Origin of the sequence: Bacillus sp. FSL K6-3200, assembly GCF_038630485.1 — a bacterium.
Lineage (GTDB): Bacteria > Bacillota > Bacilli > Bacillales > Bacillaceae > Bacillus > Bacillus safensis.
In genome coordinates, this window is the sequence record NZ_CP152032.1 from 3,072,138 (window position 1) to 3,094,029 (window position 21,892).

Consider the following 21,892-nt stretch of genomic DNA (forward strand, 5'->3'; position numbering starts at 1 on the left):
GATTTTAGGTCTAAAATCTTTTGATGACAGATAAAATGGTGACAAAGCCATGAGGGGAAGGTAAACACGAAACAAATGGCACATATGAATGTAAAGGCTCAAGTTGATCAAGCAGGCGTCTTTTTATCAAAGGTTGCAATTGAAATGAATGGTTTTCTGAACGAAACCACCGTATCAAGCTTGAAACGATTTAACCCCGAAGCGGAAGCCTATTATTGTGACATATTGAGTACATTACGGAAGCTTGCAGTGTATAGTGAGGATGCAGCAGCAGTTTGCAGGAAAATTGGCCAGCAGCAGACATTCCCGCAGCAAGCCGCACAGCAGATGCTCCACCGTATTTATCATCAATGTATTGAAGAATTTTTTACGCCAAAAAAGGATACATGGTATGAAGACAGCCGTTCGGCTTATACAGGAAAAAGCAGCATTGTTTTTCACCATGAAGTATCCGCTGATATGAAAAAATTATTTTCTTTATTAGAAAAAGACTTTTTAGCGATGAGAGAAGAGCTGGAATATACGACTTCTCATCAGCAAGTGAAAATGGTATAAGCAACTGGAAGAAGCGCCTCTATATGTAGAGGCGCTTTTTTTTATGGACGAGGCATCATAACTTTTTCAGCTGAGCATACACTTGTACAAAACGGACAAGGACGTGAATGAACATGCCCTATTTAAAAATTGGAACAGCAGTCCTTCTTCTATTTACACTCTTACTGCCTTTTTCCTCACATGCCAAAGCAGACATTTCATTATCAGTGAGTGCAAGAAGCGCCATTTTAATAGATGGACAGTCAGGCAGAGTCCTATTTGGAAAGGACGAGCACGAAAAAAGAAGAATCGCCAGTATTACAAAAATTATGACGGCTGTATTAGCCATTGAATCAGGAAAAATGAAAGATACCGTTAAAGTATCAAAACGTGCGATTCAAGCGGAGGGCTCATCCATTTATTTAAAGGAAGGGCAGAAGGTGAGCTTAGAAGATTTGACGTACGGGCTCATGCTGCGTTCTGGAAATGATGCAGCTGTTGCCATTGCAGAGCATGTTGGCGGCAGCTTAGAAGGATTTATTTTTATGATGAATCAAAAGGCGGCTGAATTAGGAATGGAGAATACGAATTTTCAAAATCCGCACGGACTCGATGATCATAAAAATCATTATTCATCAGCCTATGACATGGCAATCCTAACAAAATACGCGATGAAGCATAAACAATATCAAAAAATTGCCGGTACGACTTTCTATAAAGCGAAGACAATGGAAGGCTATTGGAAAAATAAAAACAAGCTGCTCACCGGCTTATACCAATATTCAACTGGAGGGAAAACGGGATATACAAAGCTTGCAAAACGCACACTCGTCTCAACCGCTGCAAAAGGGGATGCTGAGCTGATCGCTGTGACCATTAATGCGCCGGACGACTGGAAGGATCATATCTCTATGTTTGAATATGCATTTGATCACTACAAAACGTATGTACTTGCTGAAAAAGGAAGGCTCGCTTCATTAAAAGGGACCTTTTACGAAAAAAAAGCGTTTATCAAGCGTGATGTGGACTATTTTTTAAATGAAGATGAGAAAAAACTTGTCAAAATTGAAACGGAAATGCTCACCCCTAAAAAGAAATGGAAAAAAAACGCTGAAGCCATCCCAGATGTTGTTGGAAAAATGACGATTTTATTAGATGGACAGGTGATCGAGCAATTACCGATTTTTTATGAAAATAAACGAAACCGCATGCCTCAAAAAAGCTTCCAAGAAATGTTTAAGTCTGTCTTTCAGACATCTATAGGCGGATCTTCATGGTCAATCTAATTTGGGTATTTCTCACTGTCATCGGTCTTGTCTATGCGATGTTTAATGGAACGATGCAGGAAGTGAACGAGGCTGTATTTAAGGGCTCAAAAGAAGCGGTCACCATTTCGATTGGTTTGATTAGTGTTCTCGTTTTTTGGCTCGGGCTCATGAAGATTGCCGAAGAGGCAGGGCTGTTAAATTTCTTTAGTAAATTGTGCCGGCCCTTTATTTCAAAGCTATTCCCGGATATTCCGCCTCATCATCCTGCAATGGGGTATATTTTGTCCAATCTCATGGCGAATTTCTTTGGTCTCGGGAATGCTGCTACACCGCTTGGGATTAAGGCGATGGAGCAGATGAAAGCATTAAACGGCGGAAAAAACGAGGCAAGCCGGTCTATGATTACATTTTTAGCGGTCAACACATCCTCTATCACACTAGTGCCAACCACCGTCATTGCCATAAGAATGACGTATGGGGCAGATCAGCCAACAGACATTGTAGGACCAACCATTTTAGCAACACTCATTTCAGGAATCGGTGCAATTCTCATCGATCGATATTTCCACTATCGCAGAAGCAGGCGGGGGTGATCTTGTGGCATTTATTAACTGGCTGTCACTTGCTTTGATTCCACTGATCATCGCAGGGATTTTGATTGCGGGAACCATTAAAAAGGTACCAACCTATGAAACATTTGTAGAGGGAGGAAAAGAGGGCATTCAAATTGCCTTTTCAATCATTCCTTATTTAGTCGGTATGCTTGTGGCCATTACGATATTCCGTGCGTCAGGTGCGCTTGATTTTGTCATGGGACTGTTAAAACCAGTCTTTACAGCGATTGGTTTCCCGGCAGAAGTCGTGCCGCTTGCATTTATTCGCCCGATATCAGGAACGGCTGCACTCGGAATGACGTCTGACTTGATAGCGACCTATGGCCCAGATTCTTTTATTGGCCAGCTCGCAGCTGTCATGCAAGGGTCAACAGACACCACCCTTTACATTTTAACGGTCTATTTTGGAGCAGTCGGTATTAAAAAAATGGGAGATGCGCTGAAAGTAGGTTTGCTAGCAGATCTCATTGGTGTCATTGCATCTGTGATTATCGTCAGTTTGTTATTTAGCGGCGCCTAATCAGGCGCTTTTTTGTATTTCATGGATGGAAAATCGTTTTTTAGCTGAAATTAGACAGACGAAACGCTTATTTTTCCACGAATGCTTGTTTGTTTTAAGTCAAGCAAGTAAGATAGTACATGAGGTGAAAGACAAATGGAACGTTTACAGAAAGTAATTGCACATGCCGGCGTCGCTTCAAGACGAAAGGCTGAAGAATTAATTAAAGAAGGACGAGTTACCGTTAATGGTCAAACAGTGACAGAGCTCGGAGTGAAGGTGGGCTCTTCAGATAAAATTGAAGTCAATGGATTAAAGCTTGAAAGGGAAGAACCGGTTTACTTTATGCTTTATAAACCGCGCGGCGTCATTTCTGCTGCCGAGGATGATAAAGGACGTAAGGTCGTCACAGATTTCTTTGATGATGTCCCGCAGCGCCTTTATCCAATCGGCCGGTTAGATTATGATACGAGCGGTTTGATTTTGATTACAAATGACGGGGAATTTGCCCATAAGCTCATGCACCCGAAATACGAAATTGATAAGACGTATGCAGCGAAGCTAAAAGGCATTCCATCAAAGGAACTGCTTAGAAAGCTAGAAAAAGGGATCATGTTAGATCATAAAAAAACAGCACCTGCTCGTGCGAAAATGCTTTCTATTGATAAACGAAAGCAAACTTGTATTGTTCAATTAACCATTCATGAAGGCAGAAACAGACAGGTGCGCCGCATGTTTGAAGCAATTGGACATGATGTGTTAAAGCTAAAAAGAGAGCAATATTCGTTCCTTCATATTGAAGGTATGAGACCAGGAGACCGCAGAGAATTGTCTCCGCATGAAGTAAAGCGCCTGCGAGCAATTGCGGATCATGGGAAAAGTGCTTTTTAATTTTCACATAAACTTCAAAAAATGAAGAAGCATCAAAAGAAGGAGAATGCTATAATTTACCTGAATGTCTATGGGGAAGGGGTACTTCAGATGAAAAAAAGACGGTTTTTCATACGGACGGGCATTCTCCTCGTGATGCTTGCTGCACTATGTTATACAATGTATAACTCAGTATTTGCCAAACAGGATCGAGTCAAAGAAGGGTCTATTGCGCCAAACTTTGTCCTTCAATCTGTGGATGGGGATCGGATTGAGTTAAAGGACTTAAAAGGCAAAGGTGTCTTTCTTAATTTTTGGGGTACATGGTGTGGTCCGTGTAAACAAGAATTTCCTTATATGGCGAATCAATATGAAGTGTTCAAGGATCGCGGTGTGGAAATTGTCGCAGTCAATGTTGCGGAATCCAAGATTGCCGTGAAAAATTTTATGGAATCCTATGGCGTGAATTTTCCTGTTGCCATGGACAAAGATCGTCAAGTGACAGAGGCATATGATATTGGGCAGCTGCCAACTACGCTTTTGCTTAATCCTGAAGGCAAGGTAATCAAAGTCATAAAGGGAACAATGACAGAACGTCAAATCTATGAGTATATGAATTTGATTAAACCAAAGGGGTCATAGAATGAAAGAGGTAAAGTGCGAGTGTGGACATATTAATCCAATCGGTACTGTTCTATGTGAATCATGCGGGAATCCCATTGCGGCTAAAGAGAAAAACTCTTCAAAGCTGCTTGATATGAGATATGACGGCAGTGCAAGGCGCTCGCAAACATACAACAAAACGATTGTTGATAAAGTATGGAACTTTTTTTCTTCCGTTAAAGTGGGTGTGTGGCTGATTGTCATTACACTGCTCGCTTCTTCGCTTGGAACGATTTTTCCGCAGGAGCGATTTATTCCGCCGGGTGCATCTGCTTCCACGTATTATGAAGAGCAATATGGATCGTTTGGCAAGCTGTATTACACACTTGGATTCCATGATCTTTATAATTCTTGGTGGTTTTTAACTCTTGTCGCATCAATTGGAATCTCCCTTGTCATTTGTAGTCTCGACCGCGTTATTCCTCTTTATCGAGCACTCAAAAACCAAGGGGTTATTAAAAAAGAAGGCTTTATGAGAAGACAGCGTCTGTTCAGCGAGACAGACAAAACATTAGATCAGCATACATATGAAGGCATCATAAGAGCAATGAAACAAAAGCGTTACCGCGTGCGAGAAGAAAATGGGCATATTTTAGCCGAAAAAGGACGTTTTTCACGCTGGGGACCTTACGTCAATCACATTGGATTAATCATCTTTCTCATTGGATCGATGCTCCGGTTTGTCCCGGGCATGTACGTGGATGAAACGCTGTGGGTCAGAGAAGGTGAAACCGCACCGATTCCAGGCACGGATGGTCAATACTTCTTGAAAAATAATGCGTTTTCAATTGATCGCTATCAATCTGGGAATGAAAAAGAAGTGTTTGAGAATGCTATTGAAAAAGCTGGTGACGGTCAAGTGGTGAAAAGCTATAAAACGGATGCCGTCTTATACAAACGTGAAGGAGAAGTTGTATTGGGTGAAAAGCCCAAGCTGAAGCAGGTCACAGAACACGATATCAAAGTGAATGAACCGCTCAAGTTTGACAATTTCTCATTATATCAAGTGGATTTTAAACAAAATGAACTCGATCAAATGGTCTTTCAGCTGATTCGTAAAGATACAGAAAAATCTTTCGGTACAGTGAAGATTAATCTGCTGGAGCCTAAGTCAGAATATGATCTTGGTAGCGGTTACAAAGTCAAAGTGATGAGCTATCTGCCTGATTTTTATTTTGACGATGATGGAACGCCGAGTACAAAAACAAGGAATCCGAATAATCCTGCTTTCGTCTTTGAAATGATTTCTCCTGAAAAACCTAAAGGTGAAAAAAGCTTTGTGGCCATTCAAGAGACAGTAGAGGGTTCAGATAACAATCTATATAAAATGAAGTTTGATCGGGTTGAAACGAAAAACGTCACAGGGTTAACTGTTAGAAAGGATTTAACACTTGGGGTGCTCATTGTAGGCGGAATCATCTTCATGATTGGTGTCGTGCAGGGGATGTATTGGCAGCATAGAAGAATCTGGCTGTCGGCAAAGGATGGAAAAGTATTTGTGGCAGGACATACAAACAAAAACTGGTTCGGCTTAAAGTCCGATCTTAACGTGTTACTGAGCGGAAGTGGCATCAAACAGCCAGTAGATCAAAAAGAACTGCCTGATACAACAAGTATCAGCAAAAGCAAGGGGGAAGGATTAGATGGCGGCAGTCAGTGAAAATCTGTTATTTGCAGCTTTTCTATTTTATTTAGCGGCAGTTCCTTTTTTTGGTGGTGCCATTAAAGGAAAAAAGAAAGAAGATGGACCGCGCAGGAATAAGGCGGCACTCATTGGCATTACGCTTACCATCATCGGTTTTTTGAGCCAGTTGGGCTATTTTATTTCAAGATGGATCGCGTCTGGTCATGCACCAGTCAGTAATTTATTTGAGTTCACAACCGCTTTTGGCATGATGCTGGTGCTTGCATTCATCATTTTATATTTTGTGTATCAAGTGTCTGTACTTGGTTTATTCACACTTCCAATCGCTTTATTGATTATTGCCTATGCAAGTATGTTTCCATCAGACATTTCACCGCTGATTCCTTCACTTCAAAGTAATTGGCTTTATATTCACGTGACAACAGCAGCACTTGGCCAAGCCATTTTAGCCATCAGCTTTGTGGCAGGTGTCATCTTTTTATTAAAGCATGTGGATCAAACAAAGCCAGGGAAGAAGACGTTTGGTTTAGAACTTGTCATGTTTATGATTGTCGTCACACTTGCATTTATCGCTGTCACGTCTATCTTTAGAATGACAGGATATGAAGCAACATTTAATTGGATCGATAAAAACAAAGAAAAAAGTGAGATGGTCTATGAGCTGCCAGCTCTTGTCGGACCTCATAAAGGGGAGCTTGTGACGGAAGATCGTTTGGAGCCGTTTGTTGAGCTGCCGCCTGTTTTTTCAGGTAGAAAGGTCAATACAGTGTTATGGTCATTTGGCGTGGGTCTGATTATATACGGACTCATTCGATTGATCATTCGCAAACGACTGAGCGCACTGCTTCAACCGCTAGTAAAACAGGTAAACCTAGATTTAGTCGATGAAATTGGGTATAGAGCTGTTTCGATTGGTTTCCCTGTATTTGCGCTAGGCGGGCTGATCTTTGCCATGATCTGGGCGCAAATTGCATGGACTAGGTTTTGGGGCTGGGACCCGAAGGAAGTATGGGCATTGATTACGTTTCTTTTTTATGCAGCCTATCTTCATCTTCGCTTGTCGCGAGGCTGGCATGGCGAAAAGTCGGCTTGGCTTGCTGTGATCGGCTTCGCCATTATTATGTTTAATCTCATCTTTGTCAACCTTGTTATTGCAGGGCTTCATTCTTACGCATAAACACAAGGAAAAGCCAACTTTTATGATTCAATTCGGCTTTTTGTTAAAATGAATGTAACAACGGAGAAAGCAGGAGGACTGTCTAATGGAACACACAACTCAAACGAAAATATTAGTCGTAGATGATGAGGCAAGAATTCGCCGCCTTTTAAAAATGTATTTAGAACGTGAAAATTATGAAATCGATGAAGCGGAAAATGGAGATGAGGCGATTCAAAAAGGGCTTCAAACCGATTACGACCTCATTTTGCTCGATTTAATGATGCCTGGTACAGATGGAATCGAGGTGTGTAATCAAATTCGAGACAAAAAAGCGACTCCAATCATTATGCTGACGGCAAAAGGAGAAGAAGCCAACCGCGTTCAAGGATTTGAGGCAGGAACGGATGACTACATCGTCAAACCTTTCAGCCCGCGTGAAGTTGTTTTACGTGTAAAGGCATTGCTCAGAAGATCGTCTCAAACGTCTTATCTTAATACTGGGACAACCACGAAGGATGTTCTTGTGTTTTCTCATCTTTCTATTGACCATGATGCCCATAGGGTGACGGCTGATGGCAAAGAAGTCAGCCTCACGCCGAAGGAATATGAGCTTTTATATTTCCTTGCAAAAACACCAGATAAGGTTTATGACAGAGAAAAGCTGTTAAAAGAAGTATGGCAATATGAGTTCTTTGGAGACTTACGAACAGTCGATACCCACGTCAAACGACTTCGTGAAAAACTGAATAAAGTGTCACCAGAAGCAGCGAAAAAAATCGTAACTGTATGGGGCGTCGGGTACAAATTTGAGGTCGGCGCTGAATGAAACTGTGGAAAAGTGTTGTAGGAAAGCTATGGTTAACCATTCTTTTCCTCGTCCTGATCGTTTTATCTATTTTAACTGTGCTTCTTTTAGAGTTCATTGAGAATTATCATGTAGAAGAAGCAAAGTCTGATTTAACACAAATGGCAAACAAAGTAGCGGTCATTTTGGAAAGCCATGAGGATCAATCGCTTGCAAGGTCAATTACATCAGAACTTGCTGACAAATTGACGAGTATTGCGATCATCCAAGAGGACGGGCTAGAGTGGTATTCGTCTGAAAAAGACGGGAAGCTTCCTGCAATTACAAAGAAACAAATTGAAGCGGACAGCGATTTAAATCAAGCACTGAAAGATCGTAAAAAAATCAGTAAACGTGCAGAACCTGATGCAGGCAATCAAAAAGATGAACGGATTGTAGTCGGTGTTCCATTTGAGGCGAACGGAAAAAAAGGCATGGTCTTTCTTTCTCAGTCACTCCTCGCTGTAGAACAAACAACGAAACACACAACGCGCTACATCTTCTTAGCAGCCGGAATTGCCATTGTACTGACCACTATATTCGCTTTCTTCTTGTCAACACGTGTCACCTATCCTCTCAGAAAGATGAGAGAGGGTGCTCAAGATTTGGCGAAAGGGAAATTTGATACAAAGATTCCTATTTTAACGCAAGATGAAATTGGAGAACTGGCTATCGCCTTTAATCAAATGGGGAAGCAGCTTAAATTCCATATCACAGCCTTAAATCAAGAAAAAGAACATTTGTCTAATATTTTAAGCAGTATGGCAGATGGCGTTATCACCATCAATATTGATGGAACGATCTTAATGACGAATCCTCCTGCTGAACGATTTTTGCAGGCATGGTATTACGAGCAAAATATGAAGATCAAAGATGGAGATGAACTGCCGCCGGAAGCGCGCGAGCTATTTCATACAGCTGTCAGCACAGAAAAAGAGCAAATGATCGAAGTCACACTGCAAGGGCGTACTTGGGTTCTTCTCATGTCTCCGCTTTATAATCAGCAGGACGTTAGAGGAGCAGTTGCGGTCCTTCGTGATATGACAGAGGAACGAAGACTGGATAAGCTGAGAAAAGACTTTATTGCCAATGTCAGTCATGAACTTCGTACGCCAATTGCTATGCTGCAAGGGTATAGCGAGGCGATTGTAGATGATATCGCAGGCTCAGAAGAGGAAAAGAAAGAGATTGCGCAAATTATCTATGATGAATCACTGCGAATGGGACGACTTGTGAATGATCTTCTAGATCTAGCGAGAATGGAAGCAGGTCATATTACACTTAATCTTGAATCAACAGATACAGAAGAGTTGACTGAGAAGATCTACCGCAAGTTTCTCGGGATTGCGAAAGAAAAACAAATCGACCTTACGTATGATATTCAAGTGGATGAACCGTACTTTGTATTCGACCCGGATAAGATTGAGCAAGTGTTTACGAATCTCATTGATAATGCCATTCGTCATACACCAGAGGGCGGAGAGGTTCACTTTTCGGTTCAATCGGTGGAGAACGGGCTGAAAATGGATGTGAAAGATTCGGGGAGCGGAATTCCCGAAGAGGATCTGCCCTTTATTTTCGAACGTTTCTATAAAGCCGATAAAGCAAGGACAAGAGGACGATCTGGTACTGGACTTGGCCTTGCGATTGTGAAGAACATCGTAGAGGCGCATCAAGGCTCCATACATGCTCACAGCAAAGCGGGGGCAGGTACTCACTTTACCTTCTATATTCCGAGAAAAAAGCAGGAACTCGTCTAATCTTGACGAAGAATCTTGTTACATGAGAAACACTTCTTTTCGAAAGAAAATGAAGTGTTTTTTCTATTTTCAAATTTTTAAGGATAAGTTAAACAAAAAGCCCTTTCCAAACTGTCGAACTTGTAATATATTTGTCATAAAGTTGTAATGTAACGTTTTGTAAGTGTCACTCGACAAAAATAAGTGAACGGAGGGGTTTCCTATGCATGAAACCTTTCAAAAAATATATGATTCGTACCATCAAGATTTGTACCAGTTTTTATTTTATATGGTTAAAGATAAAAATCAGGCAGAGGATCTCGTGCAGGAGGTTTACATTCGGGTACTTCACTCATATAAAACTTTTGAAGGAAGAAGCAGCGAGAAAACATGGCTGTTTTCAATTGCAAGGCATGTAGCGATTGACTGGTTTCGCAAACAGCAAACCATTAGACAACGGGTGCTTGGCACGTTTGATTGGGATAAGCAGGATGTAAAAGACCCAGACTTGCTCCCAGACGAACTGGCTGTACAGGATGAAAATACAAAAGAAATTTATGCCGCACTTGATCACTGTACGATTGATCAAAGAGCTGTCATCATTTTAAGGTTTATCCAGGGCTACTCAATCATGGAGACGGCAAAGGCGCTAAAGTTCTCGGAAAGCAAAGTCAAAACAACGCAGCACCGAGGCCTGAAAGTGCTCCGAAAACATATGGAGCTTTTGAAGGAGGAGCTAGTGAATGAAAACGAACAGGTCCGATTGGAGCGAAGAACGAATCAAGGTGTTACTAAGTCAGCTTCCAAAGGTGGAGGACAACCGTTCATCTAAGCAGATATACCAGCAGATGCTGATGGCAAGCGGGAAGAAAAAGAAAAGTGTCAAATGGATCGGTCCAGCGGTGGCAACCGTTGTGGTTTTATTTATGGCGTTTTTAATTTCTCCTCATTTATTTCAGCCGGCTGCTCAAGAACATCATCAACAGATGAAAATGGACTCAAGTGCTGACAAAGGACAGGTGAATGCTACATTAGAGCCTGTGAAACAGACAAATGGTACCGCGCATGTTGTTTCTCATGAAGATAAGCAAAAGTATATGACGGTTGCATACATAGATGAATCTACATCTCAAGTGGTTCCCATTAGTATTGAAAAAGAAAATGAACAGGACCATTTGCAGGAAATGATGAGCACATATGAACAGGTGCAGCTGCCTGAAATGACAAAGCCTCTTCGATCTTATCTTGAGATGGTGGACCTTCGTGAAAAGGGGAATACACTTGTTTTTCAGTTAAAAAATGATTTGTCCCTTGATACGATAAAGGAAGCCAATCGATTTAAAGATATGGTAAAAGAAACGCTCAAATGGAGCAGGTATAAACAAGTGGAAGTCAAATCAGACAAAGGTTCTCATCTTCAATTAGGGGCAAGCAGTATTGGCACGATATCAATTGATAAACAAACGAAGAAAGCTTATTACGTGTTAGAAAATAAGAGCGGGACTTTTTTGGTGCCCTCAAAAACGCATTATTCTTCTTATGAAGATGCGGTAGAGGCCATGAAACGCACGAGTGATTCTGGGCTTGAACCATTAATTAAAGAAGAAGAACCAATTAAAGAAGTGACATCAAAAGGTAAGCATGTGACCATCACGTTTGGAGCATCAGCACAATTAACGGACTCAATTGATCATACTCTACTCATTGAAGGTCTGCTGCTTACAGCGAAAGATTTTGGTTTTACAGATGTCACCATTCAATATGCAGGAACAGATCAAGTAGGACCATATGAAATGAACGAACCAATAGAGGTGCCGGCTCTGCCGAATCCTGTTGTCATCAAAGATCGTTAAAGGACGCAAGCAAGTCATTGCGTTCTTTTTTATGTATAGAAAACGGCCTTCTTGCTGTATACTAAGCTGTCATGAAAAGAACCTCAAAGAAGGGGAGTCACTGATGAAAAGGTATTGTTTCATAGGTGCCAGCTGTTTTTTGTTCTTGATCTTAGCGCCATTTGCCCATGCGCAGAAGACAAACGAATGGGTGGAACCAGTGAAAGGAGAAGTCACTGACTTGTTTGGGACAAGAGGCGGCTCGCATAAGGGATTAGATATAGCTGCGCCAGAAGGAGAATCCATTTTTGCTGCAAGTAAAGGTGTGGTCGCGCGTTCGTATGTATCGGCTACATATGGAGAAGTTGTATTTATTCAGCATCCAAATGGATACGAAACCGTCTATGCTCATTTACACGAGCGTTTTGTGAAAAAGGGTGACCAAGTACAAGCGGGAGAGCCGATTGGCATCATTGGCAACACAGGAGCTTCTAGAGGCACTCATTTACATTTTGAGGTACATCGTGGAAATTGGTCAGTCAGCAAAGAGGATGCGATAGATCCGCTCAAAATGATTGCAGTGGAACGTTTCAAAGAGCCAGCTCTTCATGTAAATGGACATGAAAAAAATACATATGTCATTCAAAAAGGGGATACCCTGTGGTCGATAGCAAAGGCGCACGAAATGACTGTGGAACAATTGAAAAAGATCAATGAGCTGACGACTCATCTCATTCGAACAGGAGACCGTTTAATGGTTTCAACTAAATAAACCTCATGCAAAGCATGAGGTTTATCACTGTTTTTTATAGGTCAATCAGGCGGACAGAAAGAATATCCTGCACTTCAGTTAATTTTTTCACAATTTCGTCCTCAAGATGCTTGTCGAAAGAAAGCATCATGATGGCTTCGCCGCCTTTTTCTTTACGTCCTACCTGCATTGTTGCGATGTTGACATCATGGTCGCCTAAAATCTGTCCAACCTTTCCAATCACACCAGGTGCATCTGTATGCTGGATATAGACTAGGTGTCCATCTGGATAAAAATCAATATTAAATCCATTAATAGAAACAACGCGTTCCCCTAGATGAGGAATGTAAGTCGCTTTAAGTGTAAAGGTTGAAAGATCACCTTTGACTTCAATAGAAATACTGTTTTCGTAACCAGATTCGCTGGAAGAAATTTTCTCACTAAAGCTAATGCCGCGTTCTTTTGCCACCATTCCAGCATTTACTTCATTCACAGTCGAATCAACACGCTCTTTTAAAAAGCCTGACAGGAGACTTTTTGTGATAAAGGATGTTTCGAGTTTTGAAATAGAGCCTTCATAAGAAATGCCTACTTCTTTTACAGGTTCTCTCATTGATTGAGAAACAAGACGTCCAAGTTTTCCTGCAAACTGATGATAAGGCTGGATCTTTTTGAACTCGTCTTTTGTCATCGCTGGTAGATTAATAGATGACATGACAGGAAGACCTTTTGCAAATTGAAGGACTTCTTCAGATACTTGCGCTGCCACATTTAATTGTGCTTCTTTTGTAGAGGCACCAAGATGCGGAGTTGCAATGACGTGTGGATGATCCACTAGCGGATTATCAGTTGGAGGTTCTACCTCGAATACATCAAGTGCAGCTCCTGCAACATGACCGCTTTCAAGAGCTTCAAGAAGGTCAGCTTCGTCAATAATACCGCCGCGTGCGCAGTTTACAAGGCGAACACCTTTTTTCGTTTTTGCAATCGTTTCTTTATTAAGAAGTCCTCGTGTTTCTTTTGTTAATGGCGTATGTACAGTAATGATATCTGATACTTCGAGTACTTCATCCAGTGATTTCGCATTGACACCAATTTTTTCTGCACGTTCCTTTGTGAGAAATGGGTCAAATACGTTGACTGTCATGCCAAATGCTCTTGCACGCTGGGCGATTTCACTTCCGATTCTTCCTAAGCCGACAATCCCTAGAGATTTTCCGTAAAGCTCAGCACCAACATATGCTCCTCTGTTCCATTCTTTTGATTTGACAGAAATATTGGCTTGCGGAATATGACGCATAAGTGATGAAATCATGGCGAACGTATGCTCAGCTGTTGAGATCGTATTACCGTTTGGTGCATTGATCACAATGACGCCGTGTTTTGTCGCTTCATCAATGTCAATATTGTCTACTCCCACACCGGCACGGCCGACAATTTTTAATGAAGTCATTTTTTCATAAAGCTCTTTCGTTACTTTTGTGGCACTTCTAACAAGTAAGGCATCAAACGTGTGTAATTCATCTTCTGCTTCTGCTACATTTTTTTGGACAATTTCAACAAAATCTGCTTCTAAAAGTGGTAGAAGACCATCATTGCTCATCTTATCTGAGACTAATACTCGAAACATCGTTAGATTTCCTCCTAAAATAAACGTCATAAATATCTGATAATTTACCATATTCCTTTTCACTGTGTCAATCAAATTAAAGCAGTAAAGTGAAAAAGGAAACACGAACATTTCTTTGTGTCTTTATAAAGAATGAACACCTTTAAACAAAAGATAACCAATTTTTGCGCATTTGTCATTAGAATTTTTGTGTTTTTTACGATTTATTAAAACTGATGAATTTGCTCAGGATTTTTATCTGTACAAATGCTCATATATCATATATAATGATGTCGAATTGAATAATGATCAATCTTCGGGGCAGGGTGTAATTCCCTACCGGCGGTGATGAGCATAGTCTCTAAGCCCGCGAGCCTTTTTGGCAGGATTCGGTGTGATTCCGAAGCCGACAGTATAGTCTGGATGGGAGAAGATGGAGGTTCGTAAACGTTGAAAACATTCATGTTCACACGTTTATTTGTCTAGCCCAATTTCCCCGCTCCTATTTTTAAGGGCGGTTTTTTTGTGGCTAAAATGGAACAATCCTCTTTTCGAAAGATTTGATCGAAAAGGAGAGAGAATATTGAATCAAAGTAAAGTAAAGCGTTTAGTTGTAATCAGTATGCTTAGCAGTATTTCATTTGTTTTAATGTTATTAAACTTCCCGTTCCCTGGGCTTCCAGGATATTTGAAAATTGATTTCAGCGATATTCCAGCGATTATTGCGATTTTAATTTATGGGCCGGGTGCAGGAATTGCTGTTGAGGCATTAAAAAATGTACTGCATTATCTAATTCATGGCAGTATGTCTGGTGTTCCTGTTGATCAAGTAGCGAACTTTACAGCAGGTGTATTGTTCATTTTACCAGTGGCCTTCATTTTTAAAAAAATCAAATCGGCAAAGGGAATTGTATGGTCTATGTTCTTGGGCACAGTGCTTATGACTGTGATGATGAGTATTTTAAATTACTTCCTGTTTTTGCCGGCTTACACATGGTTTTTAAATGCGCCTCAACTTTCGGATAATATGCTCAAGGCGACGATAACAGCAGGGATATTGCCTTTTAATCTTATTAAAGGCATCATCATTACCATCGTGTTTAGCCTCATTTTTGTAAAAATGCGTCCATGGTTTGAAAATAAACGCCGACTTCAAAATAGTTAATATAAAAAAGCCCCTGCATAAGGGGCTTTTATACTATTCATGCTTAAGCGGGTCACCCTCGAAAGATTCGTCCGCAACTTTAATTGAATCCGTTGGACATCCTTCAAATGCATCAAGCATATCTTCTTCAAGTACTTCTGGAACTTCTACAGTCCCTTGGTTGTCATCAAGCGTAACAAATGCAATGCCTTCATCATCATAATCATAAATGTCTGGAGCAGCTGCACCGCATGCGCCGCAAGCAATACATGTGTCTTTGTCTACAATTGTATATTTTGCCATGTTAAAAAAATACCTCCCAGATTGTTCGATGGAACAAATGGTCTAACCTTTTTAGTTTCACCGATAAAAAACAATTTCCTCAAACCTTATTGTAATGATTTTAATTTCACATTTCAACTGTAAAGTGATTGAGAATGCTTATCACATAAGGGTTTGTTCATAACTTTCCCCCACAAATTGAGTTTAAACATTTCTTCTTCTATGAAATCTGTTAAAATAAAGGGAGAAAATATTCGAATTTTGTCAGGAAGACAGGTGCTTTGGCGAATGACTCTTCATTACTTGGATGTCATGTTAATGGACAGCGTACATAAATTGAACGGCGAACGCTCCATAAGTGCTGTCTACCATCTTTTTAAAGGAAAAAAATCATCACAAACTATACAAGATGCCAGTTTGTTTCAGCTTTCAAAGTACTTCGGCTGTTACCCGGGGTTTACGAGGGATCAGCTGAATCGCTCTGTTATAAAGCTTGACGAAAAGCACTACATCAAAAAAACAGGGGAGACATTCACTGTTACAGATGCAGGACAGCATATGCTAAACCAGTATTTTTCAGAAAAACCAATGCCTGCTTATTTTCATGGTGCCAAATATCATGATAAAGCAAAGGTGCTATGGATGAGGCTCTCGTTACTTGTACAAGTGCTTTCTCACCATATGGCTGGATCACATCAATATGTCCCAATACAAAGAGATGTATCCGTACAAAGTTGGACGAAGTCCTTCTTAAAACAACATCACGAGAAGAATAAGCTTTCAGAAGAGCTGCATCATGAACTAGACAAGCTCCTTACCCATATAAGTGATCAAGAGGCGCTGGTTTTTGTTTATTCATTGACGTCAAATGAAAGAATTGGGCGTACGTATCAGCAAATGGCAGAGTGGCTAAAAGAAGATGTGTGGTATGTGTACCTGCTTTTTTGGAATGTCCTCCATTATTTTATTCATGCTGCCCAAAAAGGTGAGGCGCAGGTCATGCAGCAGCTCGTAGGTGACCTTGAATTCAAACGTGTGCTAACAACCTCTACCCATAAAACGCTCGAGCTTGTGCAAAAAGGCTTTGACATTGATCAGATTGCTCACATTCGTTCATTAAAAAAGGCAACGATCGAAGACCATATTGTCGAGTTGTCCATACATGAACCAAGCTTCTCAATAGAGGCGTATGTGAGCGAAGAAGAGCAGCAGGCCATTCATGCAGTAGCCAGGGAGCTTCAAACAAATAAAATGAAGCTGATTAAAGAAAAACTCGAACATCCATTTACTTATTTTCAAATAAGATTGGCTCTGACAAGGATGGTGAAAGCAAATGGATAAGCTTCATCAGACGCTCATGCGATATTTTGGTTACGACTCATTTAAAGCAGGTCAAGAGGACATTATTCAAAGTGTACTGAATCAAAAAGATACGGTTGCCATGCTGCCCACTGGCGGCGGGAAATCCATCTGCTATCAAATTCCCGGCTATATGACAGATGGATTAGTTCTCATTATTTCGCCGCTGTTATCGCTTATGGAGGACCAAGTCGAACGAATGAAAATGCGTGGAGAAAAACGAGTGGCGGCGCTGAACAGCACATTGTCTTTTCAGGAGAGACGGCATATCATTCGGCATTTGCCATCATATAAATTTTTATTCGTCGCCCCTGAGGCATTAATGTCAGAGGTGCTGCTAGAACAGCTCAAATCAATGCATATTGGTCTGTTCGTCGTCGATGAAGCCCATTGTATATCTGAGTGGGGGCATGATTTCCGTCCGGAATATTCCAAGCTGGGAGAATGGAGAGAAGCGTTAGGTCAACCTGTCGCCTTAGCACTGACGGCAACTGCAACGAAACAAACACTTAAAGATACCGTGCAAACGTTAAGATTGCAGCATCCAGACTTTCATATTCATTCTGTCAACCGGCCAAACATCGCTTTAGTTAAAGAAGCGCACGAAACGAAAGAAGCAAAAGAGAAACGGGCCATTGAGCTTGTGGAATACCTGCAAGGCCCCGGCCTGATTTATTGCCCAACCCGGCAAATGACAGAAGATATGGCGCTTTTTATGAAACAAAAAACCCATCAGCGTGTAGAGTATTACCATGGCGGAATGGATGCAGGAGACCGCATGCTTATTCAGCAGCAATTTATCAGCGGACAGCTTGATCTCATTTGTTGTACAAGTGCTTTTGGAATGGGAATTGATAAAGCAGATATACGATTTGTTATTCATATGAGCCCGCCGCAGTCAATTGAAGCATTTATGCAGGAAATTGGAAGAGCAGGACGGGACGGGGAAAATAGTGTGAGCATTCTTTTATATACAGAAGAGGATGCAGATATTCAACAGCATTTAATACAAGCAGAAGGCTTTGATGATCCAGAAATTGATTACTTCTTAGCCAGGCTGACACAAATGCAGACAAATGATGAAAAGAAATTACGTGAACAATTGATGGAATCAGGGCTTCAGGAGACACGTGCAAGAATGCTGATCCATTATTACAGGATGTATCAGTCTGACGAGCCTCGTGTGCTCCTGATGAAACTGAAAGAAAAATTGCAGGACAGACAAACTGAAAAACTGAGAAAAGTGTGGCAATTTAAGGAGCGGATCACAGATCATAGCTGCTTTAGACAATCTCTGTTATCATACTTTTACGAACAGCTTGATCAAACGGAGAGCGCATCCTCTGGCATCTGCTGCTCTTCTTGCGGACTTGACCTGTCTGATTATGAAAAAAAAGATCAACCATTGGAGCTGAATGAAATGAAACACTGGAAGACCGTGCTGGATCGTATGTTTCATCTGACAAAAGAGGCGCAGCATTGATTGAACAACATCGCCGGATCATCGAAAAATTAACCGATCGACAAGTGGTAGAACAGCTGTATTTCACGCAGCTGCTGATGCTGGTCATTTCTTTTTTACTAGGCATATTTATGTTCGGTCATTGGACAGATTTCACATCCCTTTGGGAGATCCAAGATGCGCGGATACTGACCTATGGAATTGGCGGCGCTGTGCTTGTGATCATTGTGGATGCGATTGTCATGAAGGTGTTTCCTGCTCATATGTATGATGATGGCGGATTAAATGAAAAAATGTTCAAAAACCGCAGCATCCCGCATATTGTTTGGTTAACACTGCTCATCGCCTTTTCAGAGGAAATTCTATTCCGAGGGATCGTTCAGCAGCAATTTGGATTGGAGATTGCCAGTATTGTGTTTGCGCTCCTTCACTTTCGCTACTTATCAAAAATACTCTTGTTTATCCTTGTGGTTTCTATTAGTATTTTTTTAGGACTTTTATACGAGTGGACGGGGAATTTATTTGTTCCTGTCATGACCCATTTTGTCATTGACTTAGTCTTTGCTTGTCAAATTCGTTTGAAATATAGGGGGAGGGATGAACATGGAAGAAATGTCGAGAATGAAGAGAAAGAAGGAGCAGCTGACAAACATCCATGACGATGATGCAGAGAAAATTTTTGAAGAAGAAGTACAGCCTTCAGATGACTCTCACTTTCCTACACGAGAAGATTTTCATGAATATAAAAAGCAGCGCACGAAAAAGGTACGCAATCCATTGTTTACAACACTGGCTATTATCTTTCCTATTATCGTCGTCACGGTGTTCTTCCTTTTGATCTACTACACGTCAAAGGAAATCAACCATAATAATAATCAAGATGTATATAATATTGATTCTACATCAAGTGCTGACACAGACCCAGTCCCGTCAGCACTTGTCGAAACGAAAAATGATTCTAATGCTGATAAAGCGGATGCGTCTGATGATGAGAAGCAAAAGAAAGATGAAGAAAAAGAAAAACAGCGATTGAAAGAAAAAGCTGAACAGCAGAAAAAAGAAAAAGATTCTAAAGAGAAAGAAGAGCGTGAACAAGCAGCGAAAGAAAAAGAACGCGCGAGAGCCGAAGCTGCCAAAAAGCGTGAACAGCAGCAGCTAGCCCTGCAAAAGCAGCAGGAGGAGAAAAAACGAAAAGAAGCCGAAGAGAAAAAGCAGCAGGAAGAAAAGCCAGTTCGTGTCGTGCAGCACACTGTTGGTCCAGAGGAAAACCTGTATCGAATTTCAATGAAGTATTACAAAAACCGTTCGGGTGAAGAGAAAATTAGAGCCTATAATCATTTGAAAGGTAACAGCGTGTACAGTGGTCAAGTGCTGAATATTCCACTAGAAAACTAATCACCTGACATGATTGAAGAAGTACGCACATACATATGTAGAAAAAAGGGACAGGGTGTATGTGATGACATTGCACGCAATCAGCCGATATATGGATCAGCCGACACAGAAAATGATGGAAACATTGATCAAAAGAAAGCATAAATATGAGGGTTTTGCCAAGCAGTGCAAAAGATGGCAATGGACAGCCCTTCTATCGCTGGCCATTCTTTTGTTTTATTTTGTGATTACGGCAAATGCAGGAGGCGGCTCGCTTCAGCCGGAATCCATGATTGCAACACTGCTTGGTCATGAAGTTTTTCTGTTTTGGATCATGGCTGAGGTCTTTGCTTTTTACGCATCTTATTACTATAAGAAAAAAGAAGAAAAGGCTGAGGATGAATATCATCGGCTTCGATGTGAAATTATACAAAAAAGCACAGATTTATGGCCGCAGTCAAATCAGTGGAAAGAGCGCGAGACGGTTTTTCACTATATGCAGAAGCAATATGACATTAATCTCTATTATGAAAGTAAATAAATGAGAAAAAAAGACGTTTAACAGTTGAAACGTCTTTTTTCATTCAAGCGTCTTATGAAAGAAAGATATGTAAGGGAGCCATTTGTGATGAAATATGCCATCGGATTTACTGCCGCCATTGCGGCTGTTACAACAGGTGTGTGTGTAACGGCAAAAATGGTGAAAACGGCAAAACAAAACAACATCAAAAAGCATTACTTTACAATAGAAGCACTTCAATCAGACCGGCCTGCTGTCATTTTCTTTATTTCTGATACACACAGACGTCTCATCAGTGACACTTTATTAGCAGAAATCAGACAGGAAGAGCCAGATGTGATTATGATTGGCGGAGATTTAGCAGAAAAAGGTGTACCCTATGCAAGGATTGAAGAAAATGTGAAACGTTTATCAAGAATTGCGCCGGTTTATTTTGTTTGGGGAAATAATGATCATGAGCTGCACCAGCAAAAGTTTAAAGAGATTCTTCATGCATATGATGTCACGACTTTGCAAAATGAAACGGCTGTATGGAATTTCGAAGGCCAGCGAATTAAAATCGGAGGAATTGATGATATTCGGCTTGAAAAAGCAGATTATGAAGCGATACGGCCTGAGTTTGTGAAAGATGATGTCAATATTCTCTTATCACACAATCCAGATGTGCATCATTTGATGAGTGAAGAAGAGGGAATCGATCTTGTCCTGAGCGGTCATACGCATGGGGGACAGATCCGAATTGGGAAATTTGGTCCGTATGAAAAAGGAAGAACAGGCCAGGTCAAAGGTGCGTTCTTTCTCATTAGTAATGGCTACGGGACCACAAAGATTCCAATGCGTCTAGGAGCAGAACCAGAAACGCATCTGATCTATTTAATGCCTCTAAAAACGCGTTAACTTGCGGCACCCTCAATATTTTCCATAAAAGTCACCGTAAGCATAGCTTCATGCTTGTCTTCCGTCTTGACACAGTGTAAACTGAATACAAAATTAAGAACCTATGACTCATCATCTCATATACTACAGTATGATGTGTGTTTAGAAGAGGCAGGAGGGAACGTTATGCGACTGGAGCGTCTGAATTATAATAAAATCAAAATTTTTCTCACACTAGATGACCTGACAGACCGAGGTCTTACGAAAGAAGACCTTTGGAAAGATTCGTTCAAAGTCCATCAGCTGTTTAAAGACATGATGAACGAGGCGAATCAGGAGCTCGGTTTTGAAGCGAATGGACCGATTGCTGTTGAAGTATTTTCTCTTCAGGCGCAGGGGATGGTCGTCATTGTCACAAAGAGTCAGCAGGAAGATGCTGATGATGAGTTTGATGAAGATTACATTGAGATGCAAGTCAAGCTCGACGAGAGCAAGCACGTGCTCTATCAATTTGCTTCGTTTGAAGATGTGATTCAACTGTCCCATAGTTTAAGTCGTATTGGACTTTTAGGGGGTACAGTTTACCATTATGAAGGTCAATATTATCTCAGCCTGGATGATGTTGGAGAATTATCTGCTGATACAGTCATTTCGATTTTAGCAGAGTTTGGTTCACCTACGACACTCACCATTCACCGGCTAAAAGAATATGGAAAAGTGATCATGCAAGAAGATGCTGTGAAAACGATTCAAATGTATTTTTAATCACTTTTATCTATTATATTTAATACTGTTGTGATGAAACAACAGTATTTTTTTATATCCTTTTTTATATTTATAAACGCTGA

General features: G+C 40.9%; 23 protein-coding genes and 1 riboswitch. Of the genes, 21 read left to right on the top strand and 2 right to left on the bottom strand.

Annotated features, from left to right (window positions below; translation table 11 throughout):
* Positions 1 to 75: 75 nt before the first annotated feature.
* The 13 genes from MHI60_RS15760 (at position 76) to MHI60_RS15820 (ending at position 12,439) form a co-directional block, all read left to right on the top strand.
* Positions 76 to 555: a DUF3907 family protein gene (locus MHI60_RS15760; protein WP_144484532.1), complete on the top strand. Its 480-nt coding sequence runs from the start codon at positions 76 to 78 to the stop codon at positions 553 to 555.
* 113 nt (positions 556 to 668) lie between these two features.
* Positions 669 to 1,820: a D-alanyl-D-alanine carboxypeptidase family protein gene (locus MHI60_RS15765; RefSeq protein ID WP_095408916.1), complete on the top strand. Its 1,152-nt coding sequence runs from the start codon at positions 669 to 671 to the stop codon at positions 1,818 to 1,820.
* Positions 1,808 to 2,395: a nucleoside recognition domain-containing protein gene (locus tag MHI60_RS15770; RefSeq protein ID WP_041085971.1), complete on the top strand. Its 588-nt coding sequence runs from the start codon at positions 1,808 to 1,810 to the stop codon at positions 2,393 to 2,395. The genes MHI60_RS15765 and MHI60_RS15770 overlap by 13 nt, the downstream gene beginning before the upstream one ends.
* Before the next feature lie 4 nt (positions 2,396 to 2,399).
* The gene (locus MHI60_RS15775; protein ID WP_041085969.1) at positions 2,400 to 2,936 is read left to right on the top strand and encodes a spore maturation protein; all 537 of its coding nucleotides are present in this window, start codon (positions 2,400 to 2,402) and stop codon (positions 2,934 to 2,936) included.
* A gap of 135 nt (positions 2,937 to 3,071) precedes the next feature.
* Positions 3,072 to 3,806 carry a 23S rRNA pseudouridine(2605) synthase RluB gene (gene rluB / locus MHI60_RS15780; RefSeq protein ID WP_024422842.1) on the top strand — a complete coding sequence of 245 codons (735 nt, stop codon included), beginning with the start codon at positions 3,072 to 3,074 and terminating at the stop codon, positions 3,804 to 3,806.
* A gap of 90 nt (positions 3,807 to 3,896) precedes the next feature.
* Positions 3,897 to 4,427, top strand: coding sequence for a thiol-disulfide oxidoreductase ResA (locus tag MHI60_RS15785; RefSeq protein ID WP_047204114.1), 531 nt, complete (start codon positions 3,897 to 3,899; stop codon positions 4,425 to 4,427).
* Between the two features lies 1 nt (position 4,428).
* On the top strand, positions 4,429 to 6,108 hold the full coding sequence (locus MHI60_RS15790) for a cytochrome c biogenesis protein ResB (protein ID WP_144484530.1): 1,680 nt from the start codon (positions 4,429 to 4,431) through the stop codon (positions 6,106 to 6,108).
* Complete coding sequence (gene ccsB, locus MHI60_RS15795) at positions 6,092 to 7,270, top strand: c-type cytochrome biogenesis protein CcsB (RefSeq protein ID WP_095408912.1); 1,179 nt, start codon at positions 6,092 to 6,094, stop codon at positions 7,268 to 7,270. The genes MHI60_RS15790 and ccsB overlap by 17 nt, the downstream gene beginning before the upstream one ends.
* 85 nt (positions 7,271 to 7,355) lie before the next feature.
* Positions 7,356 to 8,078, top strand: a complete 723-nt coding sequence (locus MHI60_RS15800) for a response regulator transcription factor (protein WP_003215596.1) — start codon at positions 7,356 to 7,358, stop codon at positions 8,076 to 8,078.
* Positions 8,075 to 9,856, top strand: a complete 1,782-nt coding sequence (locus tag MHI60_RS15805; RefSeq protein ID WP_095408910.1) for an ATP-binding protein — start codon at positions 8,075 to 8,077, stop codon at positions 9,854 to 9,856. Before MHI60_RS15800 ends, MHI60_RS15805 begins: the two co-directional genes overlap by 4 nt.
* A gap of 202 nt (positions 9,857 to 10,058) precedes the next feature.
* The gene (sigX, locus tag MHI60_RS15810; protein ID WP_024422837.1) at positions 10,059 to 10,667 is read left to right on the top strand and encodes an RNA polymerase sigma factor SigX; all 609 of its coding nucleotides are present in this window, start codon (positions 10,059 to 10,061) and stop codon (positions 10,665 to 10,667) included.
* Entirely contained in the window at positions 10,579 to 11,688 is a 1,110-nt protein-coding gene (locus tag MHI60_RS15815) for a sigma X negative regulator (RefSeq protein ID WP_144484527.1), read from the top strand. The genes sigX and MHI60_RS15815 overlap by 89 nt, the downstream gene beginning before the upstream one ends.
* A 103-nt stretch (positions 11,689 to 11,791) precedes the next feature.
* On the top strand, positions 11,792 to 12,439 hold the full coding sequence (locus tag MHI60_RS15820) for a M23 family metallopeptidase (protein WP_144470999.1): 648 nt from the start codon (positions 11,792 to 11,794) through the stop codon (positions 12,437 to 12,439).
* A 34-nt stretch (positions 12,440 to 12,473) separates the two neighbouring features.
* Here the strand turns inward: MHI60_RS15820 and serA are convergent, their stop codons facing one another.
* Positions 12,474 to 14,048, bottom strand: coding sequence for a phosphoglycerate dehydrogenase (serA, locus tag MHI60_RS15825; protein WP_144470997.1), 1,575 nt, complete (start codon positions 14,046 to 14,048; stop codon positions 12,474 to 12,476).
* A gap of 287 nt (positions 14,049 to 14,335) precedes the next feature.
* Positions 14,336 to 14,466, top strand: a riboswitch (FMN riboswitch).
* A 183-nt stretch (positions 14,467 to 14,649) separates the two neighbouring features.
* On the opposite strand from serA, the gene MHI60_RS15830 reads away from it, so the two are divergent.
* On the top strand, positions 14,650 to 15,192 hold the full coding sequence (locus MHI60_RS15830; protein WP_029708052.1) for an ECF transporter S component: 543 nt from the start codon (positions 14,650 to 14,652) through the stop codon (positions 15,190 to 15,192).
* Between the two features lie 33 nt (positions 15,193 to 15,225).
* Here the strand turns inward: MHI60_RS15830 and MHI60_RS15835 are convergent, their stop codons facing one another.
* The gene (locus MHI60_RS15835; RefSeq protein WP_003215700.1) at positions 15,226 to 15,474 is read right to left on the bottom strand and encodes a ferredoxin; all 249 of its coding nucleotides are present in this window, start codon (positions 15,472 to 15,474) and stop codon (positions 15,226 to 15,228) included.
* 267 nt (positions 15,475 to 15,741) lie between these two features.
* Between MHI60_RS15835 and MHI60_RS15840 the strand changes: the two genes are divergently transcribed.
* The 7 genes from MHI60_RS15840 to MHI60_RS15870 all read left to right on the top strand — a co-directional run bounded on the left by MHI60_RS15840 (position 15,742) and on the right by MHI60_RS15870 (position 21,809).
* Positions 15,742 to 16,794, top strand: coding sequence for a helix-turn-helix domain-containing protein (locus MHI60_RS15840; protein ID WP_144485028.1), 1,053 nt, complete (start codon positions 15,742 to 15,744; stop codon positions 16,792 to 16,794).
* The gene (locus tag MHI60_RS15845) at positions 16,787 to 18,295 is read left to right on the top strand and encodes an ATP-dependent DNA helicase RecQ (RefSeq protein ID WP_144484524.1); all 1,509 of its coding nucleotides are present in this window, start codon (positions 16,787 to 16,789) and stop codon (positions 18,293 to 18,295) included. The genes MHI60_RS15840 and MHI60_RS15845 overlap by 8 nt, the downstream gene beginning before the upstream one ends.
* Positions 18,292 to 18,933, top strand: a complete 642-nt coding sequence (locus tag MHI60_RS15850; protein WP_144470995.1) for a CPBP family intramembrane glutamic endopeptidase — start codon at positions 18,292 to 18,294, stop codon at positions 18,931 to 18,933. Before MHI60_RS15845 ends, MHI60_RS15850 begins: the two co-directional genes overlap by 4 nt.
* Positions 18,878 to 19,669: a LysM peptidoglycan-binding domain-containing protein gene (locus tag MHI60_RS15855; RefSeq protein WP_144484521.1), complete on the top strand. Its 792-nt coding sequence runs from the start codon at positions 18,878 to 18,880 to the stop codon at positions 19,667 to 19,669. The genes MHI60_RS15850 and MHI60_RS15855 overlap by 56 nt, the downstream gene beginning before the upstream one ends.
* A gap of 64 nt (positions 19,670 to 19,733) precedes the next feature.
* Positions 19,734 to 20,189 carry a DUF2663 family protein gene (locus MHI60_RS15860; protein ID WP_144484518.1) on the top strand — a complete coding sequence of 152 codons (456 nt, stop codon included), beginning with the start codon at positions 19,734 to 19,736 and terminating at the stop codon, positions 20,187 to 20,189.
* Between the two features lie 87 nt (positions 20,190 to 20,276).
* Positions 20,277 to 21,065 carry a metallophosphoesterase gene (locus tag MHI60_RS15865; protein WP_095408903.1) on the top strand — a complete coding sequence of 263 codons (789 nt, stop codon included), beginning with the start codon at positions 20,277 to 20,279 and terminating at the stop codon, positions 21,063 to 21,065.
* Between the two features lie 165 nt (positions 21,066 to 21,230).
* Positions 21,231 to 21,809, top strand: a complete 579-nt coding sequence (locus MHI60_RS15870) for a genetic competence negative regulator (protein ID WP_024428080.1) — start codon at positions 21,231 to 21,233, stop codon at positions 21,807 to 21,809.
* Positions 21,810 to 21,892 lie beyond the last annotated feature (83 nt).